Below are 20,732 nucleotides of genomic sequence, written 5' to 3'. Positions count from 1 at the left end.
CTCACCCTCCAGGTGTTGTATAGCTCAGCACCAGCCCGTGCATAAGCCGCGACCAGCCGTCAATCGCCACGAACAGAAACAGCTTGAAAGGAACTGAGATCACTGTCGGAGACACCATTGACATGCCCATGGCCATCAGAATGGTCGTTACGATCAGATCGATAGTGATAAACGGAAGGTATAGTAAAAACCCGATTTCGAAGGCACGCTTGAGTTCTGAGATTAGAAAAGATGGGACGAGAATGACAAAATCATCGACTGTCGCTCTGCCGCGCATCTCTTCCGGCCAGACACGCTCGGTCGAGGACAGGAAGAAGCCTCGCTGTTCTTCATTGGTGAAGTTCTTGAGATAGCCTCGCAGCGGCTCCTGCCCCACTTTCGCAGCGGCTACCCAATCCTCGAGCGTTTGATAGCGGAGCTGCAGATCGGCGACTCTATTGTAGCTCTGCTCAAAGACCGGGGCGCTCGTGAAGGCGGTGAGCATCAATGCTGCGCCGTATAGAACGATGTTCGGTGGAATTGATTGGGTCCCAAGCGCATTGCGAACGAGGAAGAGAACGACAGATACCTTTACGAACGCCGTGGTCGTGACGACAGCGAAGACCAACAAGCCGAGCGCGGCCGTGACCGCAAGAAGCGGCAGTATCGCTGGTTCAATGTTAGTCATTGCCCGCTAACCCGCCACGCAGTCTAACGCCGAGCTCGTCTCCAATACGTACTATGTCGCCACTCCCGATACGTACGCCGTTTGCTAGGATATCGACCGGGCCGTCGACCGGCCGGCCAAGTTCGAAGACATATCCTTCGCTGATGCTTCTCAGGGCTCCCAGCGTGATGGGCCAGCGGCCGCATTCAAAGACAAGCGAAATCTCAATATCGTCGAGATCGGCTTCGGAAGGCGGCTGCTGTAAACCGGGCAGTGTCGTCATATGCGCATACTCCAGAGGGCGCGGCCGCAAGCGAAACGGTCCGTGCAGGATCAGGCGGTTGCCAGTGACATCTGCCGCGGCCCATAACGGGCCGGCAGTGAGGATGATCTGACCGCGGGCGAATGGCATTACATCCGGCAACAAAGCGTCGCCCTTACGTGTTTTGCGAAGAAGCGCGGCTGACGCCCGGAGGGAGCCGATCTCTCCTGCAACTGTAACGGGTAGCTGTGCGGGGACCTCACACAAATGTCGCGGCAATTGGCCGAGCAGCTCGCCTAAGGCGCGGAACGCCGGCGGTATCGGTCCGTCAAGAGGCGAGAAAAGAAATAGGCGACCTTTGCCCCTGACCGGACCGTAGATGATGTCGAGTTCGATATGAGGCCCGTTCTTCTCGGCCTTTCCAACATGAAGGAGTCGCAGTTGCTGCTCTGTCTCAGTCTCCAGGTGCGCGAGCAACGGTTCAAGTGCAAGTTCGAGAACCAGCGAACGACTTGGCTCGGAAAGTAAAGCTAGGCCACTCTGTACTGTCGAGATCAAGACCTCCGCAAGCGCATGCGGTATCGACAACACGAGCGCATCATCGCCGAGGCGCCAAACGCAATCGAGCATCGACAGAGCCGGAGGTTCCTCCTGCCACACAAGTCGTTCCAGTCGCACCGATAGCGGCTTGTCGCAAAGGTTACTCCGCAAAGAGGCGGAGGGCCGCACGTTTCTGTTGAGCCATGAGACGAGACTCTGGGTTAGACGCTGGCTCGGCTCGTACTTCGCGTATGCGTTCGCGCGAGTTGCAGGAGGCGACTGTACAGGGCAGCGCATTTGGTTCCCAACTGGACTAGCGGTCATCAAATTGAACCGCCCGCCACCAGCGTGGGCAAACCCCTCCCATGGCGAAGCAAGACTTCATCATCAGCCTCTAGCTCGGCTGTTACTTCCGAATGGGTATCGGCCGCACGCCGGACGTCGGTCTCGATTTGTCGCCATTTATGAGTCGCTGCGGAACGCTTCGCCCAGTGCGCACGCCTCTCGGATGCCGCTGTCTCGGCCTGCTTTTGAGTGATACGCGCCTCCTCAAGTGTGCGGCGTTTCGAGGTGATCTCAATCGCTAGCCTCTCAAGGGTGAGCTGGCAATGATCGAGTTCAACGACGGACAAGGTACCGACCGACATCAACTGCTGGTAAACCTCCGCCTGGGCCTCTGTATGATGCTTTTCAGCAATTCCAAGTTCCTGCCATGCGTGCTCCGCGGCCGAGGTCGCGATATGACGCTTGGCTTCCATATTGGACAACTCACTACGAGCACTACGCTCGCGCATATCCTTCACTTGCCGCAAGCTCGAAACGTGTATGCAACTCATGCGGTCAGACGGCACATCCATGTGACGGTTTCCTCAAAAGTGGACGCATCGTTTTCACCCTGGCGTAAAAACTCGCGCAGATCATCGATCGAAGCGACAGCTCGGTCCGTCAGCGGATCGCTGCCTTGCTTGTATTCGCCAACCTTGATTAAAAATTCGGCCTCTGCATGACGGGAGATAAGATCACGGAAGAGGGATGCTGCCTTGCGATGCGGTGCAGATACGACGGCATCCATGACGCGGCTGCGGCTCGACAGTACGTCGATGGCGGGGAAATGCGCCCGCGCCGCGAGAGAGCGTGAAAGAACGATATGGCCATCGAGAATGCCACGCGTTTCCTCCGCGATTGGATCGCCCGTGCCGTCACCTTCCACAAGCACGGTATAGAAGGCGGTGATTGAGCCACGCTCACTCATACCAGCGCGCTCCAGCAAACCTGGCAACATTGCAAAGACAGAGGGAGGAAAGCCCCGGCGAGTCGGTGGCTCACCGGCAGCAAGCCCGATCTCCCGCATAGCGCGGCTAAATCGCGTCAATGAATCCATCATCAGAACGACGCGCAGGCCTTGATCGCGAAAATATTCGGCGAGCGCGGTTGCCGTATAAGCACATTGCGCCCGCTCCGTCGCTGAGCGATCGGAGGTCTCAACGACGACGACCGTGCGGCGGAGGGCAGTCTCCCCAAGATGCCGCTCGATGAATTCACGCACTTCGCGTCCACGCTCGCCTATCAGCGCAACCACGGTCACGTCAGCGACCGCGCCCTTTACGATCTGCGACAGTAACGTCGACTTGCCGCCACCAGGCTCTCCATAAATGCCGATGCGTTGGCCCTCGCCGCATGTCAGAAGACCATCCAAGACGCGAACACCGAGTGGCAGAGGGCGAGCGATGATGCACCTCGTCATTGGATTTGGCGCTTTGCCGCGCAGCGGGCGCGTCTCCATGGCTTTGACTGCGCCCTTGCCATCGAGTGGACGGCCGAAGCTGTCGATCACCCGGCCAAGCAAATTGGGGCCGACCGGCACTTCGTGCATTCGGCCAGTGGCAACGACTTCTGCGCGGCCGGACATGCCTTGCAGGTCACCGATCGGCGTCAGCAATACGCCGTCCTGCAACAGACCGATCACCTCGGCCTCAAGCGACCATCCGGTGCGCGGATCCTTGAGCACACAAACTTCTCCAATACAAGCATCCGGCAAAACTGCATGGATCAACGTGCCGATCGCACGCGTGATCCGCCCGCGTACGGCACGCGTGTCCACATGGCTTGCCGTAGTTCGCAGACGCGCCAGCGCCGCGTGCAGAGTCCCATCTCCATCAGGACAGTTATGGTCTGGTCTCGGCGCCGTCACTATTCGTCTGCCTCATGATCTAACCCAAGCCCCAAACGCAATGCGCGGAGCTGCGCGTCAAGTCCGAGATGGATATTGCCAAATTCGCTCCACAGCACGCATTCGTTCGCTGACAGCGCCGGGTCCGGAATAATTCGGACTTCCGGCCGGTCCTCCCGTCCGTCGCAGGCAGCAAATTCGCGCGTAAGCGCATCAGCATCCATGGGGGACGCATGAAGGGACAGTTTCGGCCCGCCATATCTGTGCGAAATCGTGTGACGAACCGTCCTCACCAACATCTCGCCGGGATCGAAATCGCCCAGTAGATCAGTTACGATGTCCATCACGAGCGCTGACAGTTCCTGCTCCAAAACGGCCTTTCGTCGTGCCACTTCCGAGGCAGCCTGCGCGACTAGCTGTGCCATTTCCTCGGCGCCGGCCCTCACCCCCTCAGCATGGCCGCGCGCACGCTCCTTCTGATAAGCTCTGCGCGCCCAGCCGCGAACGCGCTTCAGATTGCGCTCGGCCACGGCACGCGCCTCGAAGGCGCTGTGCCAAATCTCGAGATCCCTCGCCGCTATGAGTGGCCCAAGGGGGCGGATGTGCGGAGCGACGGGCGGCGCAGTTTCGTCGTCTGTCATCCCGCTGGGGCCTCCCTCGCCAAATGGGCCAACACCGGCGAAAACAATTGGCCCGCGGCATCGCGGTGTTCAGTCGCCGGATTGTCGGCGGCCGTTCCGACAGCTAGGCGTAGAAGCACGCGGCGGCAATCAAGCGTTGACGCTTCATCGAGCCAAGCGCCGAGGCAGGCATGTCCATCGTCTTCAATCCCTAGCGCGAGTTGTTGAGGATCAGCAATTAATCTGGTCGAAACCGCATGCGCTGCATGTCGGATCCCGAAAGCCAGCACCTCGGTGCCGACGTGCTCGACCAGAACGGCGACATCATGCTTTGAAACCAGCCTTGTCAGCGAACGGGCATGCCAAATGCCGCCGGCGAGGAGGGCAGCCCTGCTCGGATCATGCCCGAGGAGAAGGTCTGGCCCGAAGTCACCTCCGTTCAAGCCCATTTCATCTTCAAGCAGCAACGCTTGCAGTCTTATCTGCAGCCTAGGACTCTTCTGCAGTCGCACCAACGTCGCGGACGAGAGGTTCGCGTCAAGTCGCGCGGCAAGGCGGGTCGGATGAATCGTGGCAGCAAGCTTACGAATACCTACAGAGGCTAGTTTCAGCGGATCATGCCGCTCGGCAGACGGATTCGGTCTCGTCATGTCGGATACCACACTACGCCGCATTAGGCTTAATCGCTTTGCGAATCATCTCCATAGCAGAGACAGCCGAGCGCCCACCAACAGCGCTAACTTTCTGAGATGATTGCCTGCGCTGACGCCCACGAGCGCTCAGCAAGACGCAGGACAGCACGCCGAATACAGACCCGCCGAGACCCATGCCAACCGCAACCAATGGCGTCGAAATGACTCCAGATGCTTGGGCGAGACCAGCCGCAGCCGCCGGTCGCGGCTCTAGTGCGGGCCGCTCGACTGAGACGAAAACAACAGCCACCTTGTCATAGGATAAGCCCTCGATGCTGTTAGCGACGAGCATTTTAATCTGCGGCAGCAAGATTGAGAGATTTGCCCTCGAGTCATGTCGGATGAAAACCGACGCCGAAGATGGCGTGGTGTCACGTCGCAACAGGTCGTTCTTTGGCAGAACAACGTGGACGCGCGCCGAGAGGACACCATCGATATCACTGATCGTGCGAGATAATTCCTCGCTCAGCGCATAGACGTAACGGGCGCGCTCCTCGATTGGCGAAGCAATCAGACCCGCCGCGCTGAACACTTCGCCTAGACTCTTGAAAGCGTGGCGCGGCAACCCTTCGCCATTCAGCAGGTCGATTGCGGAAGCAATCTGAGTCTGCTCGACCTGGATCGTGATAGTCCCGTCCTTAGCAGCAACGCGGAGGGCATCGACCCCGTTCTTGAGGAGGACCGCAAGCATCTCATTGGCCTCACGCTCCTGAACTTTCGTGTAGAGATCGGCTTTGCAACCAACCAGGGCAAGCAGGAGCGGCAGCAGAGCCACAAGTTGAAGCCGCTTGCGGAATGGGCGCGCCTGATCGCTTTCGCGATCGATTAAACCAATCATTCGCCCCACTCAGCCCGCCGATATCAGCTTATTCAGAGATGAACCGAGGCTACCGATGCCATTTGAAATGAGTGTTGCCTGGATGACGCTGTCAGAAACATCCTTCAGATTCGCCAACATCGCCTCGAAGTCACCTGCGCCACTGGGGGCGCCCGGCACACCTGCTTCCGCTTTGCCCGGTTGCAGCAAAAGGGGCTCCGACGTCGACCCGGTCTCCGCACCTTTTGGAACTGCATTGACCGGATACATCGCAGAAAGATTCTGGAGGATGCGATCGCCCAGCGGGCTCGCCTGTGTTGTTGCACGCGATACCTCGGATGTCGGCGGAACCGCCGCCGCTCCCGTTACTGGAGGCGCAAGGTCTTGAACCGAAGCCGCTTGCAAGAGACTCTGCTGAAACTGGACCTGCTCGTCGACCGCTGTTGCCGAACAGGCCTTGGACAGGCCTTCTAGATTGTGAGAGATCGGCGCAGCGCCTAACATCATCATGGAAAGACTCGCTCTCATCGAGATGTGATACGACCAGCCGTTCAAGCCGATTAGCGGCTCAATGTCCTAGACAGGCCAGCTGACGACAAGCTGACGAGTTCGCCCGCACATCGCCATCTAAAGATCACGTTTCGCGTTCACGTACCGAACGTACTCCTGTTAGTTTAAGTCAAAGAGAACCATGAATGCTCATCCGATCCATAATCCCGCACGTTTTGAACGGAGTTCTGTGTGTCGCCGTTTTCGTTTCCGGCGGAACACAGATCGCGCGCGGCGCTCCCCTGTCGCTGCCCTCGACCCCTTATCGATATACGGTTCTGGATCAGGAGCTTTCTGCCGCGCTGCAGGAATTCGGCAACAACCTCAATATTAAAGTCACCATCAGCGCCGAGGTGAAGGGTCGGATTCGCGGGCACATGCCGGACCTGCCACCGCGCGAGTTCCTTGATCATCTGACTCAAGTCTACAATCTTCAATGGTATTACGATGGGCTCGTGCTTTACGTCTCTACCGCAAAGGAAGCGCAAACTCGTCTGCTTCTGCTAACTTCAATCAGCTGCGACGCGCTCAAGGCAACCCTCGATGCGCTCGCCATTTCCGACGAACGCTACATCATGAGATCGGCTCCGGGAAATGGCCTAGTCCTTGCGTCCGGTCCACCACGCTTCATCGCACTCGTGGATCAGACGCTCAATGGTCTCGTGGCGGAGGCGCAGGCGCGACCTCGCTCCATCGAGATGCCGTCTCGGGAATCTGTGCTGATGTTATATCGCGGCGCCTCCGCGACGATCGTTCGGGATGGGCGAACTGAAGCCCCGTACTCTTCAGACCTGCCGCGTCAGGAGGGTACCTTGCCTGCGCAAGGGCCGGGCCCAAGATGATACCGCTCAATCAGCCGTTACGCGGGGTGTGCAAGGAGGCTGGACCGATCGTCTGATCAGACGCCGCACAAGCAGGGCGAGACGAACGTGTCGTAAATCGGCTCCAGAACACGAGAATTGTCGCTGCGCGACCTTGTCCACCAGTACCGGGATATCCGGTGGTAGTGTGCGGGAGGTTCTGCAAAAGCTAGCGGCTGAAGCGGTCATAGTAAATCCGGTGCTTGCGAAGATCACCGCCCCTAGCGGAGCAAGGCCACCAAGACCGTGACGAAGATTAGGACGGATGGCTCTACCGTCAAACAGCTTATTGCGTCGGAAAGGGATCCTGAAACCGCTAATCCGGGGTGCGGTGCAGGAAGCTCTCGAAGCCACGATGGCGGAGGCGCTGGGCGAGGCGCGGCTGGGCTATCGCTCCGGCTACTATACCCGCTCGCTGATCACCCCGGGTGAAGGTGCCGCAGGACCGTCAGGGGCGGTTCTCGACCAAGCTGTTCAACGCTATCAGCGCTCGGAGAAGGCACTGGTAGCGGCGCTGGCGTTCGGACAGCAGTCTTGAATGGCCCCGGTTTTGCGACTGCACCGCATTTTGCGGCTTGGACGGGTTAACACCGAGGGCACAGTCGAGCGGCGGGAAAGAAAGGCTCGGGGCAGTATCAAAGCCTGAAAATCGGCAACTACGGACGCACTTGATCGTTGGTGCGACCTCAATCATCAAGCTTGGCAAGCGAGGCTCGAAAGCCCCGCTCTGGATTCGGACCATGCTGCAAAGACGGGCCGTCAAGCTCATAGCGGTGGAGTTCGCCAATAGCTTGCGCGCACCATATGGGCCTTGCTGGTCAGAGGCGGCATCTATCATGCGTCGCGTGCAATGCTGAAGCCTAATCTTAAGAAGTCTCCGGCGGAAGAAGAAAGCTGCCGAGGAGGCAAGGTGCAAATCTGGATGAACCCCGAATGACGACATTCCCGGTCGCAATCAGACCGCCTGGCTTACTGCGCTTCGAGCGCGAGAAATTGATTGGCCGATTGCTTCCGCGGATATCATCGTGGCCAGCGGCCGGGCGCCGCGTTTACAGGTCGAATATATGACCGCACCGTCATCCCTTGTTCGACCAGAGAACGATCTTGCAGCCCGGGCCGTTCCACACATGAGTCAGAGCCCCTTTTGGATGCCGATCGGGGGTCCAGTCCAATGCCGAACGCCACCCGTGTCAGCCACGACGGGCTCGTGTGGATCAGTGGGAACTATTACAGCATACCCGACCATACGCGGCGCAGTGTCGAGGTGCAGCAATTGCCCGATGTAATCCCATTCTCGATCAAGCGCAATCGTTGCCGTCCATCCCGTTCTAGAGAAGGCCGCCGGCGAACTCGCGTCGCGCCCGAGCATCGACAGGCGGTCAACCGGTCTAGGTCGCGACCAGGCGTATCCGAAGCCCTCGTCGATCGGGCCGGCGATCACATGCCAAGGCGGTCGCTGGGTGTTACCGAGGTGTCGCAAGCGCCTCCCCCAATCGGAAGGCCGGCCATAACCATCCACGCGCAGCCGGCAGCGATCGACAGCGTCAAGAAAGGCCTAGTCGCACTCAACATGCCAGGTGCGCTCAGAATGCTGGACACCACGCTGCGGCGGATTGAAAGAGGGTGAAGTCACCTGGATTGAGGCGCTCGAAACGCTTATCGAGGAGCTGCCCGTGCGCGACAGTCGCGGTGTCAGCACCGCGCTGAGAATGTCTCGCCTGACCACGGTCAAAAAGGCTCGCTGGCTTCGACTTCGCATTCCAGCTCCATCGCAATCGCATTCTGGCGCTTGCCCAATTGAAATTCATCTGCTTGCGACACCGGCAAGAGCGATCTCACGCCGGCACTCGCGGTCGAGGCCGTGAAGGCGGGAAAGAGCGTCGCGTTCGCCACGATCGCGGACATCGTGACGACCACCGTGCGCGAGCACCTGCGGTTCCTCGCCCGCGCCTCCCTCCTTGTCGTCGACGAAATCGGTTACCTCCCGGTCGCGCCTGGCGGCGGCAATCTGTTCTTCCAGTTGGAAGACGCCCGCTATGACAAGGGCGCGATGATCCTCAATTCAAACTGGCCACAGCAGTGCTTGATGGACTGCTTCCCCACGCAATTGTTATCACATCGAGGGATCGAGCTATCGGCTCCGCCAGCACGCCGCTCTCGTCGCGGAAAACGTCCGCTCGCCAACCCGCCGCAGCCCAAGCGCCGCGGCCGCCCGCCTGGAAGGACCAATGACTTAGCGGCTGATCCCCGAAGCACAATCGCCGTCACCCAGGGAAATCTGGACATTCTCACGGAAAGTTCGCTGCCCGTTGACAGAGGTCCATGATCGCCACCAGGTACAACAGCCATCTGCAGTCGAAACGTAAGTGATTTCGGCGAGCCAGATCCGGTTCGCTGCTGCGGCCCTAAAGTTGCGATCGATGAGGTTTGGCGCGATCGGCAGGCCATGACGGCTGTCGGCAACGCGGTGCGGCCGGGCCATCATGGCGCCGATGCCTTGCCGATGCATTAGGCATTCGATCCGGCCAGGGCTGGCGCCAGGTCCTTGTGCCCGCAGCGCGGCATAGACCCGTGGGTTGCCGTCCCCGAGCGCCGCTGTCCTGATGAGATATCAGTCGAGAGCGCAGCATTGGTCGTCGTGCGTGCTCTGTCCGGACGCTCGCGCCAGGCGTGATAGCCGGCCGGCGAGACCTCGAGCAAGAGACAACAGAACCAATACGTCCGCTACTATTAGGTATGCCCGGGTCGCTTGTGTAGGGCGGCAGCGCCAGCGCAGCGGGCGGGTGCTTGCATTGCGCGATATCGTGCACCGATCGTTGCGGACAACGTGATTTGGTCCGCGCAATCGGAATACGCTGCGCTGACGCGATTGCTTGTATTGCGGTTGTGGCTCACGAAGCGTCCCACGTTCTCAAGTTAACGCATTTAGTCTTGAGCGCATATAGGTCGCAGGTCCAGGCAGACGTTGACGAGCAATCAATGCGAGGCGCTTTCGCATCGACACGCAAGACCGATCCGCTGCGTTGATCTTCCGAGCTTTTTTGCTTCAACGCGTCGCGCAAAGCTCCTGGTCAGGAGTCCGGCCGATCGCGCACTCAATGCGTTCGCGCATAGCTGGATCGATATCTTTGGCGCCGAGCAACTTTGGCGCCGGCCGCTCTTGCATTTGAAGAGCTGGTCTATCCCAGCTAGCGCAACTGCAGAGCCCCAGAGTGGCGAAGAGAGCCGAGCACGAAAGCAGACAAAATGAACCCAAGCGCCACCGCGCTGCCTTACGAGGTGAATTCATGCGGTCCTTCTTAAATTGACTGCTGCGCCTGTGAATCGGGCGCAAGGAGCGTGTTGCTGAGTTCCTCGGACGGGGCGTCGTCGTCCTTTGCAGCTGCGAGTGTAATGGATCCAACAGGCTGGATTGTGAAGTCCGAGGCAAGGTCCTGATAGGATAGAACAGCAAGATCGATCCCATTACGGGTGAGAAAGCCGCGGACAAAGCGTCGAATATCCATCGAAGCAAGGATAACCGGCTTGATCTGCGCCCGAACTACGTTCGAATGGATGTGACGCATTTTTGAGAGCAGCGCCTCGCTTTGCCCGTCGCTCAAAACCAAGTAGGGTCCTTTGGCAGTCTCTCGAACCGCGCTGCGCACGATATCCTCGGTTTGACGTTCGATGACAAAGACCGGCACGACGCGGTGTGCGTTGGCATACCGATGGCAGATTTGCCGTCTCAGACCGGAGCGAACATGTTCCGTGAGCAAGACGACGTTTTGTTCACGTCCGCTCCATTCGGCCAATGCCTCCAGAACCAGTCGTGTGTTCCGGATCGGAATACCCTCCTCCAGGAGGCGCCGCAAGACGTCGGCTACTTTAGGGATCGGCGTCGTACGCAACACCTCCTTGACCAGATCGGAATATTCCGTCTCCATGCGGCCCAGCAACTGGCGCGTCTCCTGGATACCCACCAAGCACTGTGCATAGCGGGTCAACGCCGAATGGACGCGCAAGGCCAGGATTTCAATGGGACGGTGGTGCCCGATGCCGGCTGCTTTGAGAGCCGGTGCATTGCTCTGTTCAATCCAGATTTGATCCGTCTCCCGGTCATGCCGAAACGGGATGCCACTCAATTCAATGTTGGCCGGATCGTCGTGGAGTGCGAGCTGGGTTGGATCAATTAACTCCTGCTCGACGGGCACGCCCTCGACATCCACCCTGTACTGCAGGTCTGGCAAGCGCTCGTCGACCTCGATGGGGATGCGCGGAATTGTGATGCCGAGATCAGACGAGATCAGTCCCGAAACGCGTGCAATGTGCTGTTGCAATTCTTCTTTGTCGATCGCCCCTGTCAGACTTGACGCAAGGAACAACGCGATGGGAAGCGCCTCCGCAGGCACGATTTCCTTGTTAGACTCTGTGGGAGCCGGGCGAGAGACATCAGCGCTTTTCTTGCCGCTTTGGGTCCCACCGTCGGCAAAGCTCGCTGCCGCAAAGACTGCAGCCAAGACGAGAAAGACAGGGAGCGGAAAACCCGGAATAGCCCCCATTACAACGAGGACGCAGGCAGACAGCCGCAATGCGTGCGAGTTTGCTGTGAGCTGGTTAACGATGTCGGTCCCAAGATTGAGCCTTACGACCCCATTTACACGAGTGATGATTGTCGCAGCTGTAATCGAGAGCAGCAGCGAGGGAATTTGTGAGATTAACGCATCACCTATGGTCAGCAGGGTATATTGATGCAGCGCCGCCTGGAAAGACATGCCCTTGGAGAGCAGGCCGATGGTGATCCCGCCCAGCATGTTGACGCAGATAACCACCAATCCTGCGATGGCGTCGCCCTTTACGAATTTCATGGCGCCATCCATAGCCCCGTAAAGCTGGCTTTCTTTCTCCAATGTAGCGCGCCGGCTGCGGGCTTCGTTCTGATCGATATGGCCATTGCGCAATTCCGCATCGATTCCCATCTGCTTGCCTGGCAGAGCATCGAGCGTGAACCGCGCCGCCACCTCCGCCACGCGTTCAGCCCCCTTGGCCACGACGATGAACTGCACCATGGTCACGACTAAAAATATGACAATACCAACGACGATATTCCCCGATATGACGAAATCACCGAACGTGCGAATGATGCTGCCCGCATCCCCCTCAGCCAAGATCAGCCGCGTCGTTGATACGGTGAGCGCCAGACGGAATACCGTGGAAATCAGAATGACGCCTGGCAAGGACGAGAAATCAAGTGGAGTGCTAATATAGAGAGCGACCATCAGCAGCAATATGGCGAAGCCCAGATTGAAGCCGACGAGCGTATCGATCGCCACTATCGGGATCGGCATGATCATCATGCCGACCGTCAGAAGCAGCATCAACGCGACCATCAAATCGGAGCTGGCCGACGCGCGCGCAATGATCTTACGCAGGACGCTGGTCATGGGGACCTTCCGATCGTTGATTGATCAGGCCAGTGCCGTCACGCAACGAGACATAGCGTTGGAAAGCGGCGAGCGCCTCGTCTATGAGGCCGGCCCGCCGCAGAGCGTGGCTACGCAACAGCATCAAAGAGATACGCGCCGAGGGTTCGTCATCAAGTGTGTTCAGCCTATCTATGACCTGCAACGCCTCACCTCCGAGACCTTCCAAGATGAGGGCATAGGCGAGAATCCGTAATAGATCGACGTCTCGCGAGTCCTTGCCGACGATGAGTCGTAAGAGAGCCACGCATTCTGCGCTCTGCCCACATGCAAGGTGAAGATACGAAAGTGTACAGAGCAAATCGCGCTCCTGCCCGGAACTCAGCGAGTCGTTATCGGATTTGGAAACGTTGGTCGTCCGTTGCGCTCCATCGGAGTTGAACATTGTTAGGCTTCGATCAAGCTATTCCGATTCCGGCGGAGCAGCGCTAGCCAGTGCAGTCCCTGCCGTAGGACGACGATACCGCCCCCAGCTATCGGATCCGCAGGCGCGGCCGCCAGCTTATGGACGAGACCTTCCAGAACAATGCTATACCGCTCCGCCCGCAGCATGTCCGGATGACGAAGGCTTGGCGTGACGAAGGAGAGTAGATCGTGCGCGATATCGCGCCCGTAGAGCGATGCCATCCCAGCGCGTTGCTCGAGCTCATAAATGCGAGTGCGCATCTCGTTGAGACTGACACGCCCGACTGCATCAATATCTTTGGCCTCCGATGCGGCTTCGATCGCTAGATCCAGCGGCATATAGCGCGTGTTCAGCTCGCCCCAGATCGACGCCAGCTCCTTCTCGCCGTTTGCACGAGCACCGTCCGTCTCACCTTTATTGGGTTGGATGGTCGGCCCTATCACTGGTTGATGATGGTGCTCGCTGAGTCTCTGCGAAGCAGTGCCAGGCCCGACATCGTAGCGGGACACCTTTGACATGACGATCTCCTTATCCTTCCTTCGGGCCCGGAAACCCTAATACGGAACGGCAACAACGCGGCCATTGCGGCTTAGCAGCACACGCCCATCCTCGATTCGAGTGACCGCCCATCCGTCGGCCAAGAGAGCGCCGACGAAATACTTCTGCCCACCGACAAAGAGATAGGGCTGGGGTCCGCGCGAAACAGCTTCGATCGCGATTGAGGATGGCTGCTTTTCCTCCTTGACGATCACTCCGTTCACCAGTGTCACCGCACCGTATGTACGACCATCGAACCATTGCTGGAGCTCCTGCCATTTCGCAACGGTTGCAGGCGTGACTTTTCCCTCAGCGCTAACAAAACCCGGCCCCGAACCAACCCTGATATCGAGCAGGCCCGCCTTATCAATTTCCTGTTTCAGCACTTCGGCCGCAGCCTGAGCTCGCCGATCGTCAGGCCGATTCATACCCAGCTTGGGTACAAGCTCTGCGGCAGGCGGAGCAATGCCGGTCGGTGCACTTCCGCTGGCTTTGAAGAAAATCGTCGAGAGACTGCCTACGCCAAGAAAGCTGAGGAGCACGAGGGCGAGAGCTGAGATCCAAACGCGCGAGAGGCTGATCGACCGAGCCTCAATCGCATTCTGCATCGACCAGCGAATAGACATGGCGCCCGCACGAATGACGGCAGGAAGAAAAAGAACAACACGTTCACCTGCGGCAATATCCCCGTCGCCCTCTGGGGTGCTTACGGCTGCAAGCGCCTCAAGCTCGATTGAATTGCCAACTAGGGTGACACGTAGGTGATGCGGCTCAAGCCCTTGTTCGACGAAAACCATATCCGCGTCGAGGCCGCTACCGATAAGGCTCGTTCCGACAGCAGCCTTCCCGCTTAGCCCGGCATACGGTCCCGACAGTACCTCGAAATGTAAGGAGGCGGCCTCATTCACGGACAATTCTCCGAACTATGAGGAGCACGGCAGGGGGATTGGTCGCACGACTCATTCCTAGGCCGCACCACTATGACGGGAAAGGCGGAGCGACGATTCGCCCCGCCTTTCACCGTTTATCCGTTGACGCGCTCGCTGGCCGCCTTCCTCTCACTCGAGAGCTCGGTCGTCAGTGCACGCAACTTTAGGTCCTGCACCATGGCCTGCTGGTTAACCGCCTTCAAGTCGTCGATCAGTTTCTCGAAAGTACCCGTCCCACCAACGTTATCGGTCGACGAGTTACCGACGCCGGGACCCGCGGACTTGGTATCAGTCTTGTTATCAGTCTTGCTAGCATTCTTGTTATCATGGGAGTCGTGGACACCACCAGTAGAAGGGCTAGTAGAGCTTGTTTTGGTCATATCGCTTCACCTTCCATTTTTTTGCTGCCATCAATGGCAACACTCCACTGACGTCGAAGAACCGGCGTCAGGTATCCTCTTCTGTTTCAGCTATAGCTTCGCGAAGATTTGACATGTTTCGCTCCATCGCCTGCATCGCGACGTTGGCAAGAACCGAACCGAACGCCGATTCGAACTTCTGACGATCAGCTACCGACTGCGAGCTGCCAGTGTCAGAATTGGTATGGATCACGCCTTCGATTGCCCCGGCCATCTGGTGCCTCTCACTTCAGTTCCGCCAAAACGGTGGTATCACCACCGAGCGATTCACATTGCTCACGCTACTGGGACTAGCTGTCGAGAAGCTGACGAGAATGAGAACAACCTCACTATCGTCAAGTGAACCCAGCTGAGAGCGCGCATTCGCAGGTACATGCCGCGACTGCCACCGCGCGAATTTCTCGGCCCCACTTTCAATCTCTACATAATGCCGACGAGCGCCAGATCGCGGCGCCGGCCCAACGCACCTCATCACATTGCTCGATCAGCAATGGTGTGATGGCAAGTCAGAGGCAAAACCGCGCGCAGTTGGAAATGCTACCGCGGGAATCGGTGGTGATGTTGTTTCGTGGCCCCACAGCGATCGTCACTCGGGACTGACGACCGCAGGCACCTGCTTTGCGAAAGCGTCAGAGCAGCGTCGTGCCTGCACATGCTCTGAGCCGGAGATGAGTTTCATGAGCACGATGACGCCTCTCCGGGATGTTAAGACGACCGACATTGGCTCGTCCTGCTCCGTCTAAAAGTCGTCAGCTTCTCGAAAGCTCGCCCCCTTAACGTGAAAGCCTCGATCTTACGATGTCGATGCCAAGTATTTACCGCAATGGAATGGAAATGAACCTAATGCAGCTCAACAGCGTTTCGCTGCCCGCCAGTGCAGATCCAGCTCTGTTCGGGCTTGTTCCGGGGGCTTCGTCGGCCTTGGGATCATCCGCGCAGACCCCCGGCCAGATTCGGGAAGGCGAACCTTCGATGTTCGAGGCGATGGTGTCCATCTGCTCGCGGGAAGAGAAATCCGACGTTCCCTCCACGCCACCGGATCTGCTGCAATCAGAACGACAGATCCCGCAGGATTCGCTGGACCAGTTGTCAGCGCACTCGAAGGCGGCGATCGAGGCGGTGATGAAGGATCCGGTTTTTTCTTCCTCGGTCGATTCCTCCTCGGTCGATTCCTCTTCGGTCGACACCCCTGGTGCAGACGCATCGTCGACGGCTGCTCCATCGCCTGACGTACCGAGCACTCCGGTGCCAAGCTCTAGGATCACGTGGAACGGCGGCACGCTCACCAATGCCGAGTTGCAGATCGTGGCAGTGCTGAACCGGCATAAGGACCAATGCCCACTCAGCTGGGACTCGCTGGCAGCCAAGGCCAGCGATCCGTCGACGCCCCCGGATCTGAAGGAGGCGATCGAAGGATTGCGACGCGATCCAGAGCTCTTCTATGCGATTGGCTCCCAAGGGGACGGCCGCTGCGGCGGCAAGATCAAGGCCAAGGATCTGTCAGAGTTTTCCGCCAGCCATTCGCAGGTTGCTACATTCCAGGAGCAGCAAGCGCAAAGCTACGAGCAGAACTATATTCCATCCGACGGCACCTCGAATGGACAAGCATCGGTCATGACGTTGAATGATGCATTGCGCGAGCTTTACAAGTATTCTGACTACCTGCCCAAGAATTTGAGCCTGGACGATTTCAAGCGGATCGTCGACGGCAAAGCCGACACTGGTAAGTGTCCGCCTCAGCTGATCGCGGCGGCTCAACACTTCCTCGAGCACCCGGACGCCTGGGAGCAGTTGTGCGGTGGTGCGACTGATAAAATCCACAAGGAAGACTTCTTGCAAGTCGCCTCCTCGTCGATGAATTCCACGCAAAGCGAGCTGAACACGCTCGACACGATCAACAAGAATCAGAACGCCTTCTTCGGGGACGGTGACCTGACACGACACAAGTTGGCGAGTATGGTCGAGGACAAGACTCTCGACCCGAAGATACGAGAAGCGGCATCGCAACTGCTCTCGGACCCGATCTTGTTCCGTTTGCTAAACAATTCGATTACGGGCTACAAGACCCATCAGGAGTTCTTCGATTTAGGCGGCGGGCATACGGTCGACTCCGGTAATATCAGCAACAACGACTTCAGGCACTTCTATAGCAACATGTCACCTGCGAACCATACCGTTCAGCAGATCAAGACCCATGTCCCCAAGACCGCCGCTGAACAAAATGCAGTCACAGACATGTTGATGGGGGTATCCGACCAACCCGATGTCGCGTCTCCGAAGAAGAATGGCGGGGTCCTCATGCATGCGGTCGATGACGTAGCCAAGGTGGGCTCGAAGGTGCTCGACTGGGAGGCCACGGCAGTAGGCCTGCTCGGCGTCATTCCGGGACTGGGCGAGTTGGCCGATGGCATATCGATGGTGCTCGAGCTCGAGTCGCAAGCATTGAGCCTTCTGCATACGGGCATTAGCGGAGGTGATATGAAACAGGCTCTGAAAGAGGTTGGCCTTAATCTTGCGGGGCAGGCCATTAGCTTTGTTGCTGGGCCCGAGGTCAAATTCGCGCTGCGCGAGGGCCTCGCAAAGGAGATGCTCGAACAGACCGTGCAGTTCGGCCTCGATACGGCGATCTCGAAAGTGCAGTCCTATGCCGAGGACCATTTGGACGACCTGAAGGCACGCCTTACCGAGCCCATGCAGGCCGCAGGCGTTCCGAGTTAGGTCGCTACGCCGCCGTCGTCTCAGAAGGTGGCCTGAAAGGCCAGTTGCGGGTAAGGTGCGATTCGTATCTACCTTTTCAGGGACGGACGCTTGCAACTTCTGCGCCGCTCGACAGTACGGCCTCGAGAAAGTCGGTATGTGCCACGTCATCAGGGCGAAGCCGCCGCTCGGCAAGCGGCGGAAGAACGCGCGCTGCACTCGAGGCGCACCCCACGCGCGATGAAAGTCGCCTGTAAAAGCCGCCGAGCGCGGTGTCTGTACGGCCCACGGTTACGGCAGCAAGGCGCAGAATTGCCGCCGCCCTACCGCCGGATCCGCGCGTTCGGGACGAGAGCATTCTGCCGCCGGAGACCTTGTCGTTCGGCGCCAGTCCCAGCCAGGAGGTAAAATGCTTTGCACTTCGCCACGAGGAGAGGTCGTCGCCCCATTCAGCGATCAGCTTCAGCGAGAGGTAAGGACCGAGGCCGTCGAGCGTGGTGATGTCCTTTCCGAGCAACGGAACAGCGCCACGCGGACGTTCGTAAGCTAGAGCGTTCGCCTGATCGGTTCGATTCCGACGCGCCTTCAACACGGCTTCGATCCGGGGCGTCGCAGACAGATGCTTTCTCGTGGTAGGCGTCCTAAAGCGCAAGTGCCTGCTCGAGCGCAAACAGACGCTCGGCGCGATAGCTTCCGGTGAGCGCGTTCACGATCGTCTCCGCGCTAGCGTGGCAACTGTAATGGCGCAAGCACGCCAGCGCCTCAGGATCGCGCGGATGAGGCGCAGCCGGTGGCGCCGGTGATGTCGGCGAGATCTGGTGGAGTTGAAGATTATCTCCGTCAAGGCCTTGTGCATATGCTTGATGTGGGAGGCCGCGTACCCAATCAGACGCTCGCGCTGGCGCACGTAGGCTCGCAGCTCCGCAATCTGTCCTTTGGGCCGAAAGCTGGCTCGCGACAGCCCAAACGAATGGAGCCGCTGCAGCCACTGCGCATCGGTGATATCGGGCTGCCTCGAGCATCGGCACCACTTCTGACTCAAAACACATCGGCCAACCGGTCCGGCCGGCGACGGCCGCGCCACCCTTCTTCTGCGATGGTAGGCGGGGTTGTTCTGGGTCCGATACGCGGTTGACGGACTAAACGACGCCTTGGCGGCGGCCACTGGCGGGCTGACGGTACTTCGTGTAGAGCCTTCTGTCGTTGCCGCCCGTGATGCAAGAAGTTTCTGACCCGTTCGGCGTGTGGACGATGCGCTCTTCTGTCAGGCCTTCCTTTACGGCGTCCTCAGAAGCCGCTGGCCGGTACGGTGATCCGCGGATCAAGTCCAATTCTCATCTCCGAGCACCTCGGCTCTTCAGCTCTAACTGGTTTTCCTGATCCAGATCTGTTCGATCGTTCCGCCCATTAGGGTCGTCCCCTTCTCACACCCTTCACCAACGTCAGGCTATTTCGTGCTGCATTCGTCATGATGCCGTCACTGCCTGCGCTGGGTTCCGATAATCCACCTTCCGGGTGGCCATGGCCCAAATCGTCCCAGCCATCTTGGCCGCGAAGGCGATCGCCACGAGCAGTGCGCGGCTTCCGCGAGAGCGCTTCGGCGAGCACAAGAGCTGCGTTTGCGCTCAGGTAATCTACCACTTCGCCGGCGGCCAGACCGTCGTCCGCCACTGATCCAGCAGAGCTGGCTCGAGACCGGAAGACGAGCCGCGGGCGTGGTAGTCGATGGCTCAGCTCCGGCTGCCTGTCTTCTCGACTCGGCTTCGGAAGGCGGAGCTTCCATGAGTTCGAGCACGGCGCGCCCCTTCCTACGCCAACCGCCGTTCAGGCGCTCGTCGAACGGCAGTGCCACGTAGTAGGCGACGTCATCCGGAGTCACTCTCGCGATCGCGTTGCGCGCCACGCGCCCACCATCCAGTCGACACTGCGTGCAGTTCGCTGCCTCGGACTGGGAGTGCCACCAGGTCGAGCAAGCCATCCAGCGCACGAGACGCTCGGGCGGCGGTGGAAGTCGCTTTCCTCGCGGCGAGCTCGACGCCTCGGCGGGTCCGAGTGCCCCGCATCATGTTCCCCTTGCGACGTGCCGCTTGCACCAGTCCAGCACCTCCTCGCCTCGTGCTGGGTGGATAACGTGGAAGCCTGCATCGCGCAACGCCTCGACGATACGCGGTCGAGCTGCCCAAAGGGGTCGGATTTTCCCTTTATGCGCTGGCGTCAGCTTACGGACAGCTAAGCTGTCTATCAATCGGGTAAGGTCTAACGACCTGAAGCAATGCAAGACGTATGATCCAGGTGCAGTCGTCATGTACGGTCGAGTTAACAATTGGCCCGATATTCCGGCCGAAGAAAGATATCATCGGGCAGCAAACGCTGAGGAAGCGGGTGCCGAAAGCCAGGGCTTCGCGGATGCGTTCGCTAGAACGCGATTGCAGGAGTCCGCTGGCAGCTCACCTTCGCAACCGAGTTATTCCCTCGTTCGAAAACCTCCTGTGGTCGAGATCGACAGAGCTACCTTCAGGACAGAAGTGAGGACCTTTCATGGCGACGCAATCAACCGCATCGCCAACAATCCACACGAGTACTCGGAATTTGTATCCGCAAGAGCTAAGCGCACAGCAGAGGTCGCTAAGGAATACGGTATCAGAAGAGATTCAGAAGACGCCCGATATTACAGCTACCAATTAGGAAATGTGAGCGTCGGCCTCCAAAGAACGGAGGCCGGATTCAACATGACTGAGTTCGAAAGCGATAAGTGGCGAGAACAGTTCCCTGGACGAAGTGAAGTCACCTCAATTGTTGATTTTCAGGTTGCTCATCCGCTTGTCGCGAACGCCGGCGATATTCTGCTCGAACATCAGCTTCGGCAAGACGGCGAACGACCATTGGTGAACTGGCGTCCTGCTAATGCAGAAGCGAAGGCCCGCGCAGAGACAATGGGCTTCGTTGAAGTGGACGAGGACGACATGGTACTTGACCCCACTCAGTCCGCCCAGTGGACAAAAAACAGCCTCGGTGAATGGCAGCGCGCAACTAAATCTCAGCTTTATCTCTCCAAGGTCGATAGTGATACGGAGGTTGCAGCAGATTCCGAAGAGGATGGTGACTTTATGTAATGCCCAGATCCGC

At 58.7% G+C, this 20,732-nt stretch carries 22 protein-coding genes; 6 read left to right on the top strand and 16 right to left on the bottom strand.

Translation table 11 applies throughout. The features are described from left to right. Nucleotide 1 precedes the first annotated feature (1 nt). The 8 genes from sctR to IVB24_RS11030 all read right to left on the bottom strand — a co-directional run bounded on the left by sctR (nt 2) and on the right by IVB24_RS11030 (nt 6,257). Complete coding sequence (gene sctR, locus IVB24_RS11065; RefSeq protein ID WP_247402506.1) at nt 2–667, bottom strand: type III secretion system export apparatus subunit SctR; 666 nt, start codon at nt 665–667, stop codon at nt 2–4. Beyond that, nucleotides 660–1,745, bottom strand: a complete 1,086-nt coding sequence (gene sctQ, locus IVB24_RS11060) for a type III secretion system cytoplasmic ring protein SctQ (RefSeq protein WP_247402502.1) — start codon at nt 1,743–1,745, stop codon at nt 660–662. The genes sctR and sctQ overlap by 8 nt, the downstream gene beginning before the upstream one ends. A gap of 26 nt (nt 1,746–1,771) precedes the next feature. Beyond that, a complete protein-coding gene (locus IVB24_RS11055) occupies nt 1,772–2,305 on the bottom strand; it encodes a hypothetical protein (RefSeq protein ID WP_247344780.1) in 534 nt (177 codons plus the stop codon). Next, the gene (gene sctN / locus IVB24_RS11050) at nt 2,281–3,549 is read right to left on the bottom strand and encodes a type III secretion system ATPase SctN (RefSeq protein ID WP_276011503.1); all 1,269 of its coding nucleotides are present in this window, start codon (nt 3,547–3,549) and stop codon (nt 2,281–2,283) included. The genes IVB24_RS11055 and sctN overlap by 25 nt, the downstream gene beginning before the upstream one ends. A gap of 89 nt (nt 3,550–3,638) precedes the next feature. Next, nucleotides 3,639–4,259: a type III secretion system stator protein SctL gene (gene sctL / locus IVB24_RS11045; protein ID WP_247402499.1), complete on the bottom strand. Its 621-nt coding sequence runs from the start codon at nt 4,257–4,259 to the stop codon at nt 3,639–3,641. Continuing rightward, nucleotides 4,256–4,888, bottom strand: coding sequence for a nodulation protein NolU (locus IVB24_RS11040; protein ID WP_247344782.1), 633 nt, complete (start codon nt 4,886–4,888; stop codon nt 4,256–4,258). The genes sctL and IVB24_RS11040 overlap by 4 nt, the downstream gene beginning before the upstream one ends. 13 nt (nt 4,889–4,901) lie before the next feature. After that, the gene (gene sctJ, locus IVB24_RS11035; RefSeq protein ID WP_247399041.1) at nt 4,902–5,768 is read right to left on the bottom strand and encodes a type III secretion inner membrane ring lipoprotein SctJ; all 867 of its coding nucleotides are present in this window, start codon (nt 5,766–5,768) and stop codon (nt 4,902–4,904) included. A 9-nt stretch (nt 5,769–5,777) separates the two neighbouring features. Next, nucleotides 5,778–6,257 (bottom strand): nodulation protein NolB, encoded by a 480-nt coding sequence (locus IVB24_RS11030; RefSeq protein ID WP_247402497.1) that lies wholly within the window; start codon nt 6,255–6,257, stop codon nt 5,778–5,780. A gap of 185 nt (nt 6,258–6,442) precedes the next feature. Here IVB24_RS11030 and IVB24_RS11025 point away from each other — a divergent pair, with 185 nt between their 5' ends. The 3 genes from IVB24_RS11025 (at nt 6,443) to IVB24_RS11015 (ending at nt 8,013) form a co-directional block, all read left to right on the top strand. Beyond that, the gene (locus IVB24_RS11025; RefSeq protein WP_247344785.1) at nt 6,443–7,138 is read left to right on the top strand and encodes a nodulation protein NolW; all 696 of its coding nucleotides are present in this window, start codon (nt 6,443–6,445) and stop codon (nt 7,136–7,138) included. A 283-nt stretch (nt 7,139–7,421) separates the two neighbouring features. Then, nucleotides 7,422–7,694 carry a transposase gene (locus IVB24_RS11020; RefSeq protein ID WP_247368945.1) on the top strand — a complete coding sequence of 91 codons (273 nt, stop codon included), beginning with the start codon at nt 7,422–7,424 and terminating at the stop codon, nt 7,692–7,694. A gap of 37 nt (nt 7,695–7,731) precedes the next feature. Further along, on the top strand, nt 7,732–8,013 hold the full coding sequence (locus IVB24_RS11015; RefSeq protein WP_247359464.1) for a transposase: 282 nt from the start codon (nt 7,732–7,734) through the stop codon (nt 8,011–8,013). Nucleotides 8,014–8,884: 871 nt separating this feature from the next. On the opposite strand, the gene IVB24_RS40130 is transcribed toward IVB24_RS11015, so the two are convergent. After that, nucleotides 8,885–9,061 carry a hypothetical protein gene (locus IVB24_RS40130; RefSeq protein ID WP_276578304.1) on the bottom strand — a complete coding sequence of 59 codons (177 nt, stop codon included), beginning with the start codon at nt 9,059–9,061 and terminating at the stop codon, nt 8,885–8,887. Between IVB24_RS40130 and IVB24_RS40125 the strand changes: the two genes are divergently transcribed. Further along, complete coding sequence (locus IVB24_RS40125) at nt 9,018–9,482, top strand: ATP-binding protein (RefSeq protein WP_276011502.1); 465 nt, start codon at nt 9,018–9,020, stop codon at nt 9,480–9,482. The two genes, IVB24_RS40130 and IVB24_RS40125, sit on opposite strands and share 44 nt — an antisense overlap. A 973-nt stretch (nt 9,483–10,455) precedes the next feature. On the opposite strand, the gene sctV is transcribed toward IVB24_RS40125, so the two are convergent. The 6 genes from sctV to IVB24_RS10980 form a co-directional block, all read right to left on the bottom strand. Further along, nucleotides 10,456–12,579, bottom strand: a complete 2,124-nt coding sequence (gene sctV / locus IVB24_RS11005; protein ID WP_247446187.1) for a type III secretion system export apparatus subunit SctV — start codon at nt 12,577–12,579, stop codon at nt 10,456–10,458. Then, entirely contained in the window at nt 12,560–13,003 is a 444-nt protein-coding gene (locus IVB24_RS11000; protein ID WP_018458377.1) for a hypothetical protein, read from the bottom strand. Before IVB24_RS11000 ends, sctV begins: the two co-directional genes overlap by 20 nt. A 2-nt stretch (nt 13,004–13,005) precedes the next feature. Continuing rightward, nucleotides 13,006–13,542 carry a hypothetical protein gene (locus tag IVB24_RS10995; protein WP_247446188.1) on the bottom strand — a complete coding sequence of 179 codons (537 nt, stop codon included), beginning with the start codon at nt 13,540–13,542 and terminating at the stop codon, nt 13,006–13,008. A gap of 36 nt (nt 13,543–13,578) precedes the next feature. Continuing rightward, nucleotides 13,579–14,469 (bottom strand): FHA domain-containing protein, encoded by an 891-nt coding sequence (locus tag IVB24_RS10990; RefSeq protein ID WP_247359461.1) that lies wholly within the window; start codon nt 14,467–14,469, stop codon nt 13,579–13,581. Nucleotides 14,470–14,585: 116 nt separating this feature from the next. Beyond that, on the bottom strand, nt 14,586–14,870 hold the full coding sequence (locus IVB24_RS10985) for a hypothetical protein (RefSeq protein ID WP_247359460.1): 285 nt from the start codon (nt 14,868–14,870) through the stop codon (nt 14,586–14,588). 67 nt (nt 14,871–14,937) lie between these two features. Further along, nucleotides 14,938–15,123 (bottom strand): hypothetical protein, encoded by a 186-nt coding sequence (locus IVB24_RS10980; RefSeq protein WP_247290861.1) that lies wholly within the window; start codon nt 15,121–15,123, stop codon nt 14,938–14,940. 629 nt (nt 15,124–15,752) lie between these two features. Here IVB24_RS10980 and IVB24_RS10975 point away from each other — a divergent pair. Next, the gene (locus IVB24_RS10975) at nt 15,753–17,627 is read left to right on the top strand and encodes an HrpF/NolX family T3SS translocon protein (protein ID WP_247446201.1); all 1,875 of its coding nucleotides are present in this window, start codon (nt 15,753–15,755) and stop codon (nt 17,625–17,627) included. 76 nt (nt 17,628–17,703) lie between these two features. Here IVB24_RS10975 and IVB24_RS10970 read toward each other — a convergent pair whose 3' ends face one another. Beyond that, complete coding sequence (locus tag IVB24_RS10970; RefSeq protein WP_247359458.1) at nt 17,704–18,198, bottom strand: IS110 family transposase; 495 nt, start codon at nt 18,196–18,198, stop codon at nt 17,704–17,706. 1,897 nt (nt 18,199–20,095) lie between these two features. On the opposite strand from IVB24_RS10970, the gene IVB24_RS10965 reads away from it, so the two are divergent. Further along, nucleotides 20,096–20,719: an effector protein NopP gene (locus tag IVB24_RS10965; RefSeq protein WP_276578230.1), complete on the top strand. Its 624-nt coding sequence runs from the start codon at nt 20,096–20,098 to the stop codon at nt 20,717–20,719. The last annotated feature ends 13 nt before the right edge of the window (nt 20,720–20,732 follow it).

It is taken from the genome of Bradyrhizobium sp. 192, assembly GCF_023100965.1.
GTDB lineage: Bacteria > Pseudomonadota > Alphaproteobacteria > Rhizobiales > Xanthobacteraceae > Bradyrhizobium > Bradyrhizobium symbiodeficiens.
This window is presented reverse-complemented; position numbering and strand designations above follow the sequence as displayed.

Coding starts and splice junctions, on each gene's coding strand:
- sctR (WP_247402506.1), bottom strand. CDS start 667: ATGACTAACATTGAACCAGCGATACTGCCGCTTCTTGCGGTCACGGCC.
- sctQ (WP_247402502.1), bottom strand. CDS start 1,745: ATGCGCTGCCCTGTACAGTCGCCTCCTGCAACTCGCGCGAACGCATAC.
- IVB24_RS11055 (WP_247344780.1), bottom strand. CDS start 2,305: ATGGATGTGCCGTCTGACCGCATGAGTTGCATACACGTTTCGAGCTTG.
- sctL (WP_247402499.1), bottom strand. CDS start 4,259: ATGACAGACGACGAAACTGCGCCGCCCGTCGCTCCGCACATCCGCCCC.
- IVB24_RS11040 (WP_247344782.1), bottom strand. CDS start 4,888: ATGACGAGACCGAATCCGTCTGCCGAGCGGCATGATCCGCTGAAACTA.
- sctJ (WP_247399041.1), bottom strand. CDS start 5,768: ATGATTGGTTTAATCGATCGCGAAAGCGATCAGGCGCGCCCATTCCGC.
- IVB24_RS11030 (WP_247402497.1), bottom strand. CDS start 6,257: ATGATGATGTTAGGCGCTGCGCCGATCTCTCACAATCTAGAAGGCCTG.
- IVB24_RS11025 (WP_247344785.1), top strand. CDS start 6,443: ATGCTCATCCGATCCATAATCCCGCACGTTTTGAACGGAGTTCTGTGT.
- IVB24_RS11020 (WP_247368945.1), top strand. CDS start 7,422: ATGGCTCTACCGTCAAACAGCTTATTGCGTCGGAAAGGGATCCTGAAA.
- IVB24_RS40130 (WP_276578304.1), bottom strand. CDS start 9,061: ATGTCCGCGATCGTGGCGAACGCGACGCTCTTTCCCGCCTTCACGGCC.
- sctV (WP_247446187.1), bottom strand. CDS start 12,579: ATGACCAGCGTCCTGCGTAAGATCATTGCGCGCGCGTCGGCCAGCTCC.
- IVB24_RS11000 (WP_018458377.1), bottom strand. CDS start 13,003: ATGTTCAACTCCGATGGAGCGCAACGGACGACCAACGTTTCCAAATCC.
- IVB24_RS10995 (WP_247446188.1), bottom strand. CDS start 13,542: ATGTCAAAGGTGTCCCGCTACGATGTCGGGCCTGGCACTGCTTCGCAG.
- IVB24_RS10985 (WP_247359460.1), bottom strand. CDS start 14,870: ATGACCAAAACAAGCTCTACTAGCCCTTCTACTGGTGGTGTCCACGAC.
- IVB24_RS10980 (WP_247290861.1), bottom strand. CDS start 15,123: ATGGCCGGGGCAATCGAAGGCGTGATCCATACCAATTCTGACACTGGC.
- IVB24_RS10975 (WP_247446201.1), top strand. CDS start 15,753: ATGCAGCTCAACAGCGTTTCGCTGCCCGCCAGTGCAGATCCAGCTCTG.